Source organism: Microbacterium sp. 1.5R (assembly GCF_001889265.1).
Lineage (GTDB): Bacteria > Actinomycetota > Actinomycetes > Actinomycetales > Microbacteriaceae > Microbacterium.
On sequence record NZ_CP018151.1, the window covers coordinates 1,192,905 to 1,209,232 of the forward strand.

16 protein-coding genes are annotated in these 16,328 nt (G+C 67.3%); 14 read left to right on the top strand and 2 right to left on the bottom strand.

Annotation, left to right across the window (positions count from 1 at the left end):
• The first annotated feature begins 133 nt into the window (after window positions 1-133).
• From BMW26_RS05580 to BMW26_RS05600, 5 genes are all read left to right on the top strand, one after another.
• Complete coding sequence (locus BMW26_RS05580) at window positions 134-1,771, top strand: peptide ABC transporter substrate-binding protein (RefSeq protein ID WP_150115049.1); 1,638 nt, start codon at window positions 134-136, stop codon at window positions 1,769-1,771.
• A 101-nt stretch (window positions 1,772-1,872) separates the two neighbouring features.
• Window positions 1,873-2,799, top strand: a complete 927-nt coding sequence (locus BMW26_RS05585; RefSeq protein ID WP_053095564.1) for an ABC transporter permease — start codon at window positions 1,873-1,875, stop codon at window positions 2,797-2,799.
• Window positions 2,792-3,736 (top strand): ABC transporter permease, encoded by a 945-nt coding sequence (locus BMW26_RS05590; RefSeq protein WP_053095565.1) that lies wholly within the window; start codon window positions 2,792-2,794, stop codon window positions 3,734-3,736. The genes BMW26_RS05585 and BMW26_RS05590 overlap by 8 nt, the downstream gene beginning before the upstream one ends.
• Window positions 3,733-5,406: a dipeptide ABC transporter ATP-binding protein gene (locus BMW26_RS05595; RefSeq protein WP_053095566.1), complete on the top strand. Its 1,674-nt coding sequence runs from the start codon at window positions 3,733-3,735 to the stop codon at window positions 5,404-5,406. The genes BMW26_RS05590 and BMW26_RS05595 overlap by 4 nt, the downstream gene beginning before the upstream one ends.
• Window positions 5,407-5,408: 2 nt before the next feature.
• On the top strand, window positions 5,409-5,969 hold the full coding sequence (locus tag BMW26_RS05600) for a hypothetical protein (RefSeq protein ID WP_072590997.1): 561 nt from the start codon (window positions 5,409-5,411) through the stop codon (window positions 5,967-5,969).
• A 14-nt stretch (window positions 5,970-5,983) separates the two neighbouring features.
• Here BMW26_RS05600 and BMW26_RS05605 read toward each other — a convergent pair whose 3' ends face one another.
• Window positions 5,984-6,769 carry a CPBP family intramembrane glutamic endopeptidase gene (locus BMW26_RS05605; protein ID WP_232224531.1) on the bottom strand — a complete coding sequence of 262 codons (786 nt, stop codon included), beginning with the start codon at window positions 6,767-6,769 and terminating at the stop codon, window positions 5,984-5,986.
• A 103-nt stretch (window positions 6,770-6,872) separates the two neighbouring features.
• On the opposite strand from BMW26_RS05605, the gene typA reads away from it, so the two are divergent.
• The 4 genes from typA to BMW26_RS05625 all read left to right on the top strand — a co-directional run bounded on the left by typA (window position 6,873) and on the right by BMW26_RS05625 (window position 12,683).
• Window positions 6,873-8,786: a translational GTPase TypA gene (gene typA / locus BMW26_RS05610; RefSeq protein WP_053095568.1), complete on the top strand. Its 1,914-nt coding sequence runs from the start codon at window positions 6,873-6,875 to the stop codon at window positions 8,784-8,786.
• Window positions 8,787-8,951: 165 nt separating this feature from the next.
• Window positions 8,952-9,836 (top strand): phospholipase, encoded by an 885-nt coding sequence (locus BMW26_RS05615; protein WP_187249386.1) that lies wholly within the window; start codon window positions 8,952-8,954, stop codon window positions 9,834-9,836.
• A 173-nt stretch (window positions 9,837-10,009) separates the two neighbouring features.
• On the top strand, window positions 10,010-11,023 hold the full coding sequence (gene glsA / locus BMW26_RS05620; protein ID WP_072590998.1) for a glutaminase A: 1,014 nt from the start codon (window positions 10,010-10,012) through the stop codon (window positions 11,021-11,023).
• A gap of 28 nt (window positions 11,024-11,051) precedes the next feature.
• Window positions 11,052-12,683, top strand: coding sequence for an MFS transporter (locus BMW26_RS05625; protein WP_072590999.1), 1,632 nt, complete (start codon window positions 11,052-11,054; stop codon window positions 12,681-12,683).
• 3 nt (window positions 12,684-12,686) lie between these two features.
• Here BMW26_RS05625 and BMW26_RS05630 read toward each other — a convergent pair whose 3' ends face one another.
• Window positions 12,687-13,235 (bottom strand): helix-turn-helix domain-containing protein, encoded by a 549-nt coding sequence (locus BMW26_RS05630; RefSeq protein ID WP_072591000.1) that lies wholly within the window; start codon window positions 13,233-13,235, stop codon window positions 12,687-12,689.
• 93 nt (window positions 13,236-13,328) lie between these two features.
• Here BMW26_RS05630 and BMW26_RS05635 point away from each other — a divergent pair, with 93 nt between their 5' ends.
• Genes BMW26_RS05635 through dapC form a run of 5 tightly spaced genes read left to right on the top strand, consistent with a single transcriptional unit; the run spans window position 13,329 to window position 16,308 of the window.
• Entirely contained in the window at window positions 13,329-14,039 is a 711-nt protein-coding gene (locus BMW26_RS05635) for an AzlC family ABC transporter permease (RefSeq protein WP_056279009.1), read from the top strand.
• Entirely contained in the window at window positions 14,036-14,350 is a 315-nt protein-coding gene (locus tag BMW26_RS05640; RefSeq protein WP_072591001.1) for an AzlD domain-containing protein, read from the top strand. The genes BMW26_RS05635 and BMW26_RS05640 overlap by 4 nt, the downstream gene beginning before the upstream one ends.
• Window positions 14,351-14,385: 35 nt before the next feature.
• A complete protein-coding gene (locus tag BMW26_RS05645; RefSeq protein WP_232224532.1) occupies window positions 14,386-14,862 on the top strand; it encodes a histidinol dehydrogenase in 477 nt (158 codons plus the stop codon).
• A 9-nt stretch (window positions 14,863-14,871) separates the two neighbouring features.
• On the top strand, window positions 14,872-15,192 hold the full coding sequence (gene fdxA / locus BMW26_RS05650) for a ferredoxin (protein ID WP_042542002.1): 321 nt from the start codon (window positions 14,872-14,874) through the stop codon (window positions 15,190-15,192).
• A gap of 3 nt (window positions 15,193-15,195) precedes the next feature.
• Window positions 15,196-16,308: a succinyldiaminopimelate transaminase gene (dapC, locus tag BMW26_RS05655; protein ID WP_072591002.1), complete on the top strand. Its 1,113-nt coding sequence runs from the start codon at window positions 15,196-15,198 to the stop codon at window positions 16,306-16,308.
• Window positions 16,309-16,328: the final 20 nt, after the last annotated feature.

Consider the following 16,328-nt stretch of genomic DNA (forward strand, 5'->3'; position numbering starts at 1 on the left):
GTTGGTCACCACTCAGTAACGGTTCATTAGCCGAGAGCGGCGTCCACGAAACCGCGGGTTACAGTCAACTATCCCTACGCGTTCGACGATGAGCGCGCAGTCTGATGAATACCCGTCCACAGGAGGACACAAAGTGAAGCGCAACAAGATCGCCCTTGCGGGCACTGCGCTGTTCGCGATCGGCGCCCTGGCGCTCGCGGGCTGCGCGAGCGGTGGAAGCGGCAATGAAGGCGACGGCGGCTCCGGTGCGAACACCGACGCCGACGCCATCATCACCACGAACGGCTCGGAGCCCGAGAACCCGCTGATCCCCACCAACACCAACGAGGTGGGCGGCGGAAAGATCCTCGACGAGATCTTCGCCGGTCTGATCTACTACGACGCCGACGGCAAGCCCGTCAACGACGTGGCTGAGGAGATCACCACGGAGGACCCGCAGAACCTCACCGTCAAGATCAAGGAAGGCCTGACCTTCACCGACGGTGAAGAAGTCACCGCCGACAACTTCATCAAGGCGTGGAACGAGGGCGCCAAGGCGTCGAACGCTCACCTCTCCAGCTACTTCTTCGAGGACATCGAGGGCTTCAGCTACGACACCGACTCCGAGCTCACGGGTCTCAAGCAGGTCGATGACTACACCTTCACGATCGCGCTGAACAAGCCGGCATCCGACTTCGCTCTGCGTCTCGGCTACTCGGCCTTCTACCCGCTCCCCGACGTCGCGTTCGAGGACATGGAAGCGTTCGGTCAGAACCCGATCGGCAACGGTCCGTACATGATCGACGGCGAAGACGCGTGGCAGCACGACGTCCAGATCGACCTCGTCCGCAACGACGACTACGACGGTGGCCGTCAGGCCGCCAACGGCGGTCTGACCATCAAGTTCTACGCCACGCAGGAGGCCGCATACGCCGACCTGCTGTCGAACGAGGTCGACGTCATCGACGCGATCCCGACGAACTCGCTCCCGGTCTTCACCGACGAGCTCGGCGACCGTGCTGTGAACCAGCCCTCCGCTGTGTTCCAGTCCTTCACCATCGGCCAGTTCCTCCCGCACTTCAGCGGCGAAGAGGGCCAGCTGCGTCGTCAGGCGCTGTCGATGGCGATCAACCGCGAGGAGATCACCGAGACGATCTTCTCGGGCACCCGCACCCCGGCATCCGACTTCACCTCTCCGGTCATCGACGGCTGGTCCGACTCGGTTCCCGGCAGCGAGGTCCTCGACTTCGACCCCGAGAAGGCGAAGGAGCTGTGGGCTGAGGCCGACGCCATCGCACCGTGGGACGGCGAGTTCAAGATCGCGTACAACTCCGACGGCGGCCACGACGCCTGGGTCGACGCGGTGAGCAACAGCATCAAGAACACGCTCGGCATCGAGGCATCGGGTGACCCGTACCCGACCTTCCAGGACCTTCGCACGAAGATCAACGACCGCACCATCACCACGGCTGCGCGCTCGGGCTGGCAGGCCGACTACCCGGGTCTGTACAACTTCCTCGGACCGCTCTACGCCACCGGCGCAGGCTCCAACGACGGTGACTACACGAACCCCGAGTTCGACGAGCTCATCTCCGCCGGCATCAGCAACCCCGACGCCGAGGCTCAGATCGAGGACTTCACCAAGGCGCAGGAGGTCCTGTTCCAGGACCTTCCCGCGATCCCGCTGTGGTACTCGAACGTGACCGGTGGCTTCAGCGAGAACGTCGACAACGTCACGTTCGGCTGGAACTCGGTTCCGCTGTACTACGAGATCACGAAGGCCGGCGAGTAAGTCTGACGGCACTTCACCTGTGAGGCGGTGACGATTCTTCGTCACCGCCTCACAGGCTTGTGTTCACGTAGCTTTCTTTCCCCTCAAGAAGGGACAAGCGGATGCTCGGTTACATTCTGAGACGTCTCCTGCAGGTGATCCCGGTCTTCTTCGGAGCCACCCTGCTCATTTACTTCCTCGTGTTCGCCATGCCCGGCGACCCGATCCTCGCCCTGTTCGGCGACAAGACGCCCAACCCGGCGGTCGTCGAGCAGCTGCGCGCGCAGTACCACCTGGACCAGCCGTTCATCGTGCAGTACTGGTACTACATCACCGGCGTCTTCCAGGGCGACCTGGGCACGACCTACTCGGGCCGCCCGGTCTCGGCTGTGCTCGCCGCCACGCTTCCGGTCACCGGCCGACTCGCAGTCATGGCCATCGCCATCGAGTTCGTGCTCGCCATCGTCATCGGCACCATCTCGGCGCTGCGCAAGGGCAAGCTGTTCGACAACGTCTCGCTCGTCGTGGCGCTGGTCGCGATCGCGATCCCGATCTTCGTGGTGGCGTTCCTCGCGCAGTACTTCCTCGCGATCCAGCTCGGCTGGTTCAAACCCACGGTGGGTGCGGACAACGACTGGGGCGGGTTGTGGCTGCCGGCGATCGTGCTCGGTTTCAGCCTCTATGCGGTGAGCATGCGTCTCATGCGCAGCTCGGTCATCGAGACCCTGAACCAGGACTGGGTGCGCACGGCGTACAGCAAGGGCCTCTCGCGCAACCGCGTGCTGCCCGTGCACGTGCTGCGCAACTCCCTGATCCCGGTGATCACGAACTCCGCCACGAACTTCGGCGTGCTGCTCGTGGGCGCCACCGTCACCGAGGGCATCTTCAACGTCCCCGGTGTGGGAAACACGCTCTTCCAGGCGATCCAGCGCGGCGAGGGACCCACGGTCGTCTCGTTCGTGACCGTGTTCGTCATCCTGTACGTGTTGGTGAACCTTCTCATCGACCTGCTCTACGGTCTGCTCGACCCGAGGATTCGCTATGCCTGATCCCACATCTCAGAAGCACTACGTCGCTCCGATCGAGACGGAGTCGATCGCGGTCGACGCCGTTCGGATCTCGGACAAGCCCAGCAACCTCTGGCGTGACGCCTGGTTCGACCTGCGTCGTCGTCCGCTGTTCTGGTTCTCGGTCGTCCTCGCGCTGTTCTTCCTCGTGATGGCGCTGTGGCCGACTCTGTTCACCGCGACGCCGCCGAACAACGACTGCCAGCTGTCGAACAGCAACGGCGGTCCGACGGACGGACACCCGCTCGGGTTCACGTTCCAGGGCTGCGACATCTATGCGCGCATCGTCTGGGGCGCGCAGACGTCGCTGGCCGTCGGCCTCATCGCGACGCTGATCTCGTCCGTTCTCGGCCTGATCATGGGAGCTCTCGCGGGCTTCTACGGCGGATGGCTCGACTCGGTGCTCTCGCGCATCGGCGACATCTTCTTCGCCATCCCGTACATCCTCGCGGCCGTCGTCGTGATGACCGTGTTCCGGGATTCCCGTTCGGTGTGGACGCTCGCGTTCGCCATCGGAGCGTTCGCCTGGGCGTCCACGGCTCGCGTCGTGCGGGCCGAGGTGCTCCGTGTGCGGCAGGCGGACTTCGTGATGGCGTCGCAGGCGCTCGGTCAGTCGAAGTTCAAGATCCTCCTGAACCACGTGGTCCCGAACGCCATCGCTCCGCTGCTCGTCGTCTCGACGCTCGGCCTCGCCGCCGCGATCGTCGCGGAAGCGACGCTCTCGTTCCTCGGGGTGGGTCTCGGCAGCGACGTGATGTCGTGGGGAAATGACATCGCGAAGGCTCAGGCATCGCTGCGTGTCGCGCCGATGGCGCTCATCTATCCGTCGATCGCCCTCACCCTCGCGGTGCTGGCGTTCGTCACCCTGGGCGAGCTCATCCGAGACGCCCTCGACCCGAAGGCGAGGGCACGCCGATGAGCGAGCGAATCACCGAACAGGTCCCGCTGCTGAGCATCCGCGACCTGAGCGTCGCGTTCCGCACGCAGGAGGGTCTGCGCGAAGTGCTCCACGGAGTGAGCTTCGACGTCATGCCCGGAGAGACCGTCGCGATCGTGGGCGAGTCGGGCTCGGGCAAGTCCACGACGGCCACGGCCATCGTGAACCTGCTGCCCGGCACCGGCCAGGTCACCGCGGGATCGATCACCCTCGAGGGGCGCGAGCTCACGACGCTCAACCGTCGCGAGATCGAGGCCGTCCGAGGCCGGGACATCGGCTTCGTGCCGCAGGACCCGATGTCGAACCTCAACCCCGTCTGGAGCATCGGCTTCCAGGTGAAAGAGGCGATCCGTGCGAACGGCATCGCCCAGGGGCGCGATGCGGCCAAGGCGCGCACCGTCGAGGTGCTGCAGCAGGCCGGACTCGCCGACGCCGAGAAGCGTCTGCACCAGTTCCCGCACCAGTTCTCGGGAGGCATGCGCCAGCGCGCGCTCATCGGGATGGGCCTCGCGGCCGACCCCAAGCTGCTCATCGCCGACGAGCCGACCTCGGCTCTCGACGTCACCGTGCAGCGCGTGATCCTCGACCACATGGCGTCGCTCACCCGTGACAAGGGCACCTCGGTGCTCCTGATCACACACGATCTCGGTCTCGCAGCCGAGCGGGCGGACAAGATCATCGTGATGAACGGCGGCAACATCGTCGAGTCCGGTCCCAGCCGCGAGATCCTCGAGAACCCGCAGCACCCGTACACGAAGCGACTGGTCGCCGCGGCGCCCAGCGTCGCATCGCAGCGCATCCAGGCGGTGGTGGAGGACCGGGGGATCGAGACGCTCGACGACCTCGCCGACATCCCGCCGACGGTGCGCGTCGCCGGACTCACGAAGGACTACCGGATCCGCCAGGGGAACTTCCGCAGTGAAGCGTTCCGCGCTGTCGACGACGTGTCCTTCGAGATCCCTCGCGGCAAGACGCTCGCGCTCGTGGGCGAGTCGGGCTCTGGCAAGTCCACGGTCGCCAAGATGGTGCTGAAGCTCGAAGAGCCGACCAGCGGAACCATCGAGATCGACGGGCAGGATGTGTCGAGGCTGTCGAATGCGCAGGCGTTCGGTCTGCGTCGGCGCATGCAGCCGGTCTTCCAGGACCCGTACGGCTCGCTCGATCCACTGCGCAACATCGGCAACACCATCGCCGAGCCGATGCAGATCCACGGCGTCGGCGATCGCGCCTCGCAGCGCGAGCGGGTCGAGGAGCTGCTCGACCAGGTCTCGCTTCCGCGCGTCCTCGCGACCCGGTATCCGAACGAGCTCTCGGGCGGTCAGCGTCAGCGTGTCGCGATCGCACGCGCTCTCGCGCTCAAGCCCGACATCATCGTCCTCGACGAGGCGGTGTCGGCGCTCGACGTGCTGGTGCAGGATCAGGTGCTGCAGCTGCTGGCCGAGCTCCAGTCGGAGCTCGGGCTCACCTACCTGTTCATCACTCACGACCTCGCGGTCGTCCGAGTGTCGAGCGATCTGGTGTGCGTCATGGAGAAGGGCAAGATCGTCGAGCAGGGCACTGTCGACGAGATCTTCGCGAATCCCCAGCAGGAGTACACCGATCGTCTGCTCAAGGCGATCCCCGGGGCGACCATCACCCTCGGCGGTCACTGAGAGTGAGCATCGACCCTCGACCGGAGGCCGCACGGACTTTCCGTGCGGCCTCCGGGCCTGTCTCCCTCGTGCTGTGCTCGCTGCTCGCGATCTTCCTGCTCGGTGACGCCGTCGTACGCGCCGGCTGGGGCCAGATGCTCCTGCTCGCACCCTGGGTGCTGCTCGGACTCTGGGTGGTCTACGAGATCGCTTTCGTCTCGGTCGTCCGCATCGACGACCAGGGAGCGATGGTGCAGAACATGCTGCGTCGCACCTCGTTCGGCTGGAGCCGCGTGCGCGACGTCGACCTGCGCTGGCAGCTTGTCTTCTCGCTCGACGACGGCACCGACCTGTCGAGCTACGGAGGGCCGGCTCGAGCGCGGCCCGTGCGACGCGCGACCGGCGACGACGAGGCCAAGGCCCCCGTCGCGCTCCGCGACCTCACCGACGTCCGTGACCGCTGGCAGGCTGCTCTCTCCGGTGCGGAAGCGCCGATCCGCCGCACGTGGGACTATCGGGCGCTCATCGCCCTCGGTGTCATCGTGCTCTGGGCCGTGGCGTCGATCCTGATCGCGAACGGCTGACCCCGCCTCGGCTCTCAGCCGGGCAGCCCGAACAGCGCCGGCCAGGTCGCCGCAGCCCACGGGTAGCCGACGAACACGGTCGCGTCGATCAGGAAGTGCGCGACGAGGAACGGCATGAGCCGTCCGCTGCGCTGGAACAGCCATCCGAAGAGCAGCCCCATCGCCAGGTTCCCGATGAAGGCTCCCGGCCCCTGATAGAGGTGGTAGCTCGCGCGCAGCAGCGATGTGGCGACGATGATGGCCCACGGACCCCAGCCGAGCTGCCTGAGCCGGGCGAAGAGATATCCGAGCACGACGAACTCCTCCTGCAGCGATGCGCGCGCTGCAGCGAGGAGAAGCACCGGGATGGTCCACCAGTGGCTGTCGAGCCCCGCGGGATTCACCGCGACGAACAGCCCGAGTGCGCGGCCGGCGAGATACAGCCCGATGCCCGGGATGCCGATGGCTGCCACCAGGAGGATCCCGCGACCGACGTCCGGACCCACCCGGGTGCCGTCGAGACCCAGGCGCGCGAGGTGCGGCCTCGAGGATTGCCAGAGAAGGAAGCACACCAGCAGCACCGGGACGAGGGAGAAGCCGATCGACAGGATCTGGTAGATCAGGTCGAAGATCTCCCGATCGCTCCGGGAGGGGTTCAGGGTCGCGGTCTGGTCGGCGAGCGGCGTCTCGTCGGTGAGGCGGTACGCCAGCTGAACGACCGCATACACCGCTGACTGACCGAGGCCGAGCGCGAGGACGATCGCCACCTCCCACCACAGACGACTGCGTGAGGGAGCGGGGGAGAGGTCGGCGACGGTCACGATCACGATGCTACTTCGAGAGCGCTCAGGAACGACTCGCCCGAATACGATAGTCTGGAACGTCGGCTTCTCGGCAAAACCCCACACTCTTTAGGACATCTGCATGGCGCACGCCCTTCGCTCTGACCTCCGCAACGTCGCAATCGTCGCGCACGTCGACCACGGCAAGACCACTCTCGTCGACGCCATGCTGCGTCAGACCGGCTCGTTCGGCGAACACGCCCACGTCGATGAGCGCGCGATGGACTCGAACGACCTCGAGCGCGAGAAGGGCATCACGATCCTCGCCAAGAACACGGCGATCACCTACAAGGGCAAGCATGCTCAGGGCAAGGAGATCACGATCAACGTGATCGACACCCCCGGCCACGCCGACTTCGGTGGTGAGGTCGAGCGCGGCCTGTCGATGGTCGACGGCGTCGTGCTGCTCGTCGACGCCAGCGAGGGCCCGCTCCCGCAGACCCGTTTCGTGCTGCGCAAGGCTCTCGAGGCCAAGCTGCCCGTCATCCTCCTGGTCAACAAGACCGACCGTCCCGACGCTCGTATCGCCGAGGTCGAGGAAGAGGCCCACGACCTGCTGCTCGGCCTCGCGTCCGACCTCGTCGACGACGTGCCCGACCTCGATGTCGACGCCCTGCTCGACGTTCCCGTCGTCTACGCGTCCGGCCGTGCCGGCGCGGCCTCGCAGAACCGCCCCGCCGACGGATCGCTGCCCGACAACGACGACCTCGAGCCGCTGTTCGAGGCGATCCTCGAGCACGTCCCCGCTCCCGCCTACGACGACGAGCACCCGCTGCAGGCCTGGGTCACCAACCTCGACTCCAGCCCCTTCCTCGGTCGTCTCGCTCTGCTGCGCGTCTTCAACGGCACGCTGAAGAAGGGCCAGACGGTCGCCTGGGTCCGCGCTGACGGCACGCACCAGAACGCACGCATCACCGAGCTGCTCAAGACGCGGGCGCTCGAGCGCTACCCGGCCGATTCGGCGGGCCCGGGCGACATCGTCGCCATCGCCGGCTTCGAGAACATCACGATCGGCGAGACGATCGCCGACCCCGAGGATGTCCGGCCGCTTCCCGCGATCACCGTCGACGACCCGGCCATCTCGATGACGATCGGCACCAACACCTCGCCGCTCATGGGCAAGGTCAAGGGTCACAAGCTCACCGCTCGCATGGTCAAGGACCGTCTCGACAAGGAGCTGATCGGCAACGTCTCGCTCAAGGTCGTCGACATCGGACGCCCGGACGCCTGGGAGGTGCAGGGCCGCGGAGAGCTGGCGCTGGCCATCCTCGTCGAGAACATGCGCCGTGAGGGCTTCGAGCTCACCGTCGGCAAGCCGCAGGTGGTCACGAAGAAGATCGACGGCAAGACGTACGAGCCGTTCGAGCACCTCACGATCGACACGCCGGAGGAGCACCTCGGCGCGATCACGCAGCTCCTGGCGAACCGCAAGGGCCGCATGGAGAACATGACGAACCACGGCACCGGCTGGGTGCGCATGGAGTTCATCGTCCCGTCGCGCGGTCTCATCGGGTTCCGCAGCGAGTTCCTCACGACGACCCGAGGCACCGGCATCGCGAACGCGATCTCGCACGGCTACGAGCCGTGGGCCGGTTCCATCACGACCCGTCAGAACGGCTCGATCGTGGCCGACCGTCAGGGCGTCGTGACTCCGTTCGCGATGATCGCCCTGCAGGAGCGCATGTCGTTCTTCGTGCAGCCCACGCAGGAGGTCTACGAGGGCATGGTCATCGGCGAGAACTCCCGCGCCGACGACATGGACGTCAACATCACGAAGGAGAAGAAGCTCACCAACATGCGTGCGGCGAGCTCCGACACCTTCGAGTCGATGACGCCCCCGCGCCAGCTGACGCTCGAGGAGAGCCTCGAGTTCGCCCGTGACGACGAATGCGTCGAGGTCACGCCCGAGGTCGTCCGCATCCGCAAGGTGAACCTCGACGCGAACACTCGTGCGCGTGAGACCGCTCGCCTGAAGCGCCAGGACGCGAACGTCTGAGAATCGTCTGAGAGAAGGGGCCCTGTACCGCCGGAAACGGCGGTACAGGGCCCCTTTCTCACGAAACGTCCAGGAGTGCCGTTGCAGAATCGTTACCTTGCGCCTGGGGCGATCTCCCGATGAGTGTCCTGTGACGGGCGTACGACGACCCGAAAGTCGAACCCAATGCTTCACACCACCCGTGCGCTTCGGCGCGCCCACGCGGCGGCGACAGCTCGTAACGCCATCACGGCGCGTCGCCCGAAACTGATTCTCGGAACGATCACCGGAGGCGTGCTCGGCCTCGCTCTGACGGTCGGCATCGTGTCCGCCCCCGCGGCCGGCGCCGAGCTGCCGGACGCCGTCGCAGGCGTCACCTCGTTCGTCACCGGCGAGCCGGACGCCCCGGCCAAGAGCGCGGATGACTCGGCGCTCACGATGGTCGCCGCTCAGGATGCCGTCGCGGCAGCGGAGGCGCTGAACGCAGAGGTCGCGGCATCGGGCCTCGATCTGGGCGCCGCACCCTCGAGCGTCGACACCGCTGACGTGACCACGTGGGTCGATCAGCTGGCGGACCGTGATGACTTCTCGAACAGGGAGCTCTCGAGCCTGACCGCGTACGCAGTCACCGGAACGGACGAGATCGTCGCGGAGACCGCTGCGCTGCAGGCGTCCTATGTCGCAGCCCAGGAGGCGAAGGCCGCTGCGGACGCGGCTGCGGCCCAGGCGGCGGCTGAAGCCGCGGCGCTCGCTCAGACGAACACCGTCGACGGCGCGAAGGCCGCGGCTCGCGACATCGCGTCGAGCGAGTACGGCTGGGGCGAGGACCAGTTCTCCTGCCTGAACTCGCTGTGGACCAAGGAGTCCGGCTGGAACTACAAGGCGTACAACGCCTCGGGTGGCGCGACGGGGATCCCGCAGGCTCTGCCCGGAAGCAAGATGGCGTCAGCCGGTTCCGACTGGCAGACCAACGCGGCCACTCAGATCCGCTGGGGCCTCGGATACATCTCGTCGGTCTACGGCACCCCCTGCAGTGCGTGGGGCCACTCCCAGTCGGTGAACTGGTACTGAGTCGCAGCTCCGCACACCCTCCCTCCGAGACCCACCCCGCCTGCGTGCGGCGGTGGGTCTCGGTGTCTCCGGACATGTGTCGCAACAGGGCACTGCCTGCCCTAGGCAGCGCGACGCATTGGCACTACGGTGAGCGATGACGGCTGGGGGGTCGTGGACTCGAAGGAGAACGCATGGACGTCGCGGCGCTGGCAGGCATCCCGCAGCAGGTCTCGACGGGTGGGCTGCCCGGGTGGGACAGGGTCGACCAGCTCGTGCGTGAGGCTCATCGCCTGTATGCGCAGGACCACGGCGGCGCGGTCGCCGACTACATCCCGGTGCTCGCCGACGCCGACCCCGAGCTGTTCGGTCTCGCGGTCATCGAGGTCGACGGCGGCCTGCATGACGCCGGGGATGCGCAGCATCCGTTCTCGATCCAGTCGATCTCGAAGATGTTCGTCTACGCCCTGGCGATCCAGGAGCACGGCCATGAGCGGGTGCGCGACATCGTCGGCGTCAACAACACCGGCCTCGCCTTCAACTCCCTGATGGCGCTCGAGCTCAACGGCGGACACCCCATGAATCCGATGGTCAACGCCGGTGCGATCGCGACGACGGCACTGATGCCGGGGCAGACGGCTGTCGAGCAGTGGGAGCGCGTGCGCGAGGGGCTCTCTGCTTTCGCCGGCCGCGCGCTGAGCCTCGACGGCGTGGTGTACGCCTCGGAAGCCGCGACCAACGAGCGCAACCGGGCGATGGGCTGGCTGCTCCGCAGCTACGGACGGCTGGTCGGCGACCCCGACGAGGTCGTCGACGTCTACACGCGTCAGTGCGCTCTCAGCGTCACGGCCCACGACCTCGCGGTGATGGGGGCGACGCTCGCCGACGGCGGCGTGAATCCGATCACGGGCGAGCGGGTGGTCTCTGCGGACGTCTGCCGCGACACTCTCGCAGTGGTGGCATCCACGGGCCTCTACGAGGCCTCGGGTGAGTGGCTGTTCGAGATCGGGCTGCCCGCCAAGTCGGGTGTGGCAGGAGGGATCGTCGCCGTCGCGCCGGGCAAGGGTGCCGTCGCCGGATTCTCACCGCGCCTCGACGCGGCGGGAAACTCCGTGCGATCGCAGCTCGCCATCGGTCACCTCTCCCGCGCTCTCGGACTGAACCTGTTCGCCTCCGCGCCCGCGCCGACCGCTCGGTCGACGGACTGACCTCCTTCCCCGCTCAGAGGACCCTGCCATGACACTCACTGCTCCGGCATCCACGAAGACCTCCTGGATGCCGCTCGTCAGTCTCTTCCTCGCCCAGGTGCTCATGTCGTTCAACGTGGCAGCCCTGCCGATATCCCTCGGTGGCATGGTCAGTGAGTTCGGCGTGCCGCCGACGGTCGCCAGCACCACCATCGTGATGTACGGCCTCGCCGTGGCCGCCCTCGTGATGACCGGCGCGAAGCTCGGGCAGCGGGTCGGCTGGGTCCTCATCTTCCGGATCGTGATCGGCTTGTTCGCCGCGTCGTCGGTGCTGATGATCGTGTCCCCGAGTGTGGGCTGGGCCATCGCGGGGCAGGCGGTCGCCGGCGCCGCCGCAGCGATCATCGTCCCCTCGATCGTGGCGCTGATCGCCGAGAACTATCGGGGCGCGCAGCAGGCGACGGCGATCGGTGCGATCGGGTCCGCCCGAGCCATTTCGGGAGTCACCGCGTTCCTCATCGGCGGCACGCTCGGCACCCTGGTCGGATGGCGGCCGATGTTCTTCATCGTGTTCGGCATCGCCGTGGTCGTCTTCGCGTTCAGCTTCACGCTGCGAGGTGATGGGGGAGACGCGTCGATCCGCATCGACCTCGTGGCGTCGCTCCTCATCGGCGCGGCCATCGTGCTTCTGACCCTGGGTTTCAACAACCTCAACGGGTGGGGTGCCGTCGCTGCGACCGAGGCCGCACCGTTCAACATCCTCGGGCTCTCGCCTGCGCCCGCCTTCGTCGTCGTCGGGATCGTGCTCGGTCAATGCTTCTTCGTCTGGACTCGCCGTCGGATGGCCGAGGGCAAGGTGCCGCTGATCGACCTCAGCATCCTCGACTCGTCGAAGGAGCGCGCTGCCGTGTACGCGATGTTCATCGTCGTGGCGCTCGAGGCGTGCGTGAACTTCACCATCCCCCTGTACATCCAGATCGTGCAGGGAAGGACGCCCTTCGACACGTCGCTCGCGATGATGCCTTTCAACCTGACCGTGTTCATCACCGCCACACTCGTCGTCCGGTTCTACAAGCGCTACCCGCCGCGGGTCATCGGCGTCTTCGGCTTCATCCTCACCACGGTCGCGCTCGTCTGGCTGTCCTTCGTGGTGAACAACAACTGGGAGACGCTTCCGACGATCCTCGGGCTGGTCGTGTTCGGCATCGGTCAGGGTGCGCTCGTGACCCTCGTCTTCAACGTGCTCGTCACCGCGGCGCCGGCTGAGCTCGCGGGTGATGTCGGCTCGTTGCGCGGCACCACGCAGAATCTCGCCTCGGCGGTCGGGACCGCTCTGGCCGGCGCACTCCTCGTCTCGCTCCTCGGGGTGAGCATCGGCCGCGCGGTCGTCGAGCACCCCGAGCTGCCGCCGTCGCTCGTCGCGCAGGTCGACATGGACAACCTGAACTTCGTCAGCAACGACGACCTGCGCGCAGCACTCGAGCAGACGGATGCGACGCCCGAGCAGGTCGACGCGGCGGTGGCCGTCAACGAGGAGTCGCGTCTGGGGACGCTGCGACTCGGCCTGCTGCTGCTCGCGGGACTCAGTGCCGTGGCGATCCTGCCTGCATCCCGGCTGCCGAAGTACAAGCCGGACGAGATCCCGGACCCGTCACCGGTCTCGGGCTCCGCGCCGAAGTGATGCTCAGCGCAGCTCCGAGATGAGCACCGCACTGGTCGAGGCGACGGTCGCCTCGAACACGTGGGGCGCGTCTCCGGCGTACGAGAGATAGTCGCCCGGGTTCAGCAGCACGGGGGCGTCCGACGGACCGATCCGAGCCTGGCCGGAGAGGAGGATCACGTGTTCGGTCGTTCCCACGTGATGCGGATCGGAGCGGCGTGGATCCCCGGGATCCGCGTGGATCAGGTACACATCCCGCCTCGCACCCGGCGGGCTCGCTGAGAGCAGGGTCGCGCTGTACGCGGCGACCGACGACGGGACGCCCGTGAGGTCATCGGCGCGGATGAGCGTCGGCGCGTTGCTCTGCTGATCGACGAGGACGGCGAACGGCACCCCGAGCGCGACGCCGAGCGCCCAGAGCGTCTCGACGCTGGGGTTGCCGGCACCGGACTCCAGCTGGGAGACGGTCGCCTTCGAGATTCCCGCTCGACGCGCCAACTCCGACACGGACAGTCCGGCTCTCTCCCTCTCTCTGCGCAGAGTGCGGGCGATGCGCGTTCGGAGTTCCTCCATGTGTTCATCATGTCAAACGATCGTTCGCTTGACTATCCCGGACACCGCGTTCAGAATGATGGTCATGTGTTCACCGCAGCGAACGATCGTGCGATGAGCGCCGACCGCGAGGTCTGGCGTGAAGCGCTGGGAGTCGTGCTCGCCACCAGCGCCTATGGCATCTCGTTCGGCGCGCTGGCCGTGGCATCCGGACTCGACGTCTGGCAGGCGTGCGTGCTGAGCCTGCTGATGTTCACGGGCGGGTCGCAGTTCGCCTTCGTCGGAGTCTTCGCCGCCGGAGGAGTGTCCGCACTGCCGTCGGCGATCGCGTCGGCCGCGCTGCTGGGAGTGCGCAATGTCGCATACGGCATGCGGATGTCACCCGTCGTCGGCACGACCACCGGACGGCGGATAGCGGCGGCGCACTTCACGATCGACGAGTCGACCGCCGTGGCCATCTCGCAGACTGATCCGCGGCTGAGGCAGGTCGGCTTCTGGGTCACCGGGATCGGCATCTTCATCGGCTGGAACATCACGACCCTGATCGGGGCACTCGTCGGCGACGTGCTCGGTGACCCCAAGACCTGGGGGCTGGATGCTGCGGCGGCCGCGGCGTTCCTGGCTCTGCTCTGGCCGCGCCTGAAGGAACGTCAGGCCATAGCGGTCGGGGTGGCTGCGGCGGTGGTGGCGGCCGCCCTCACGCCGTTCATCATGCCCGGGCTGCCCGTGCTCGTGGCAGCCGTCGTCGCGATCATCGTGGGCTGGTTCAACTGGCTCGGTCGAGTCGATGCCTCCGCACTCGACGGTGGGGAGGCCGCCGCGTGAGCATCTGGAGTGCGATCCTTCTCGCTGCGGTGATCTGCCTCGCTCTGAAGGCCGCCGGGTACCTCGTGCCGCCCTCGGTGCTCGAGGCACCGCGACCGGCGCGCATCTCCGATCTGCTCACCGTGGCCCTGCTCGCCGCGCTCGTGGCCGTGCAGACCCTCGGAGCCGGGCAGGCCGTCGTCGTCGATGCACGGGTTCCCGCTGTGCTCGTCGCGGCCGGGCTTCTCTGGCTGCGTCAGTCGTTCCTCGTCGTGGTGGTCGCGGCCGCCCTCGTCGCGGCTCTCCTGCGCCTGTTCGGGCTCGCTGTCTGAGCGCCCCTTCGCGGCGGCGCGCGTAGGATCGACTCGTGCGTATCGGATGGATCTCCCGGGTGTTCTCCTGGATCGCCGCGGCTCTCGTCGGCGGCGTGTTCGGCGTCGCAGGGACGATCGGTCACAGCCTCATGTGGGGGCCCGTGCCCGTCGGACTCATCGTCGGAGCGATCGCGTGCGGCGCGATCCTCGTCGCGATCCGCGCGCTCACCCACGACCGAGGCGCGACTCTCGCCGCGGGGCTCGGCATGCTCGGCATGCTGGTGCTCATCTCCGGCGTCGGGCCCGGGGGATCGGTGGTGGTCGAAGACACGCTCAGCGGTCGCATCTGGACCTATCTCGTCGCGGGGCTCGTGCTCCTCGCTGTCGCATGGCCCTCGTTCTCGCGGCTTCCGACTCGCACCGAGGCGCAGGCGTCGACGGCCGCGGCATCCGGCACGGCGCCCGGCGCAGACGAGGCGACCGCCCCTCGTGCCCCCGTCCTGGGCGATCGGACCGGCGGCGAGTCGTAGACTGGAGGGGTGACGTATGTGATCGCCCTCCCGTGCGTCGATGTCAAGGATCGCGCCTGCATCGACGAGTGCCCTGTTGACTGTATCTATGAGGGCGAACGCTCGCTGTACATCCACCCCGACGAATGCGTCGACTGCGGCGCGTGCGAACCCGTCTGCCCCGTCGAGGCGATCTACTACGAAGACGACCTGCCCGACGAGTGGCAGGACTACTACAAGGCCAACGTCGAGTTCTTCGACGAGGTGGGCTCCCCGGGCGGTGCGGCCAAGGTCGGCGTCATCGCACACGATCACCCGATCATCGCCGCTCTCCCGCCGCAGGGCGAGTAGTCCGTGAGTGTTCGCGATCTCGCCGACTACCCGTGGGATGCGGTCGTTCCCTACCGCGAACGCGCCGCGCGTCATCCGGACGGAATCGTCGACCTGTCGGTCGGTTCGCCCGTCGACCCGACGCCCGAGCTGATCCGCCGGGCACTGTCGGAGGCGACCGATGCGCACGCCTACCCTCAGACCGTCGGCACTCCCGCCCTTCGTGGGGCGATCGTCGAGTGGTACGCGCGGCGCAGGGGAGTGAGCGACCTGACCGTCGACAACGTCCTGCCCACCATCGGCTCGAAGGAGCTGGTGGCTCTGCTGCCGACTCTTCTGGGTCTGGGGGAGAGCGACATCGTGGTGCATCCCCGAATCGCCTACCCGACCTATGAGGTGGGTGCTCGCGTCGTGGGAGCGACCCCGCTGCCGTCCGACGATCCGACGGAGTGGCCTGACGGCACCAAGCTCATCTGGATTAACACGCCCGGGAATCCGGACGGCCGTACCTGGACCGTGGAGGAACTGGCTGCTGCGGTCGAGCGGGCTCGAGAGCTGGGAGCCGTGCTCGCGAGCGACGAGTGCTACGCCGAGCTCGGCTGGGACGGCCGCTGGGCGACTGAGCCGATTCCGTCGATCCTCGATCCTCGCGTGACCGGTGGCAGCAGGGCGAATCTGCTCAGCGTCTACTCGCTCAGCAAGCAGTCGAATCTCGCCGGCTATCGTGCGGCATTCGTCGCAGGGTGTGCGCGCATCGTCGGCGAACTGCTCACCGCCCGCAAGCACCTGGGCCTGATGCCGCCAGAGCCGGTGCAGCACGCCATGGCAGTGGCGCTGGGCGATGACGAGCACGTCGCCGCTCAGAAGGCGCTCTACCGAGCGCGACGCGACATGCTGCGGCCTGCGCTCGAGGCGGCGGGGTTCCGGATCGACGGCTCGGAGGCCGGGCTCTACCTGTGGGCGACGGAGGGGCAGGACGCGTGGGCGAGCATCGAGCGGCTCGCCGATCTCGGCATCCTGGCGGGTCCCGGTCCGTTCTACGGTGAGTTCTCGACCCAGCACGTGCGACTGGCTCTGACGGCTCCCTCCGACAGGATCGCTGAGGGCGCGCGGCGTCTGCACGCACAGGCCGTGTAGGTTCTGGCCTCAGATCAGTG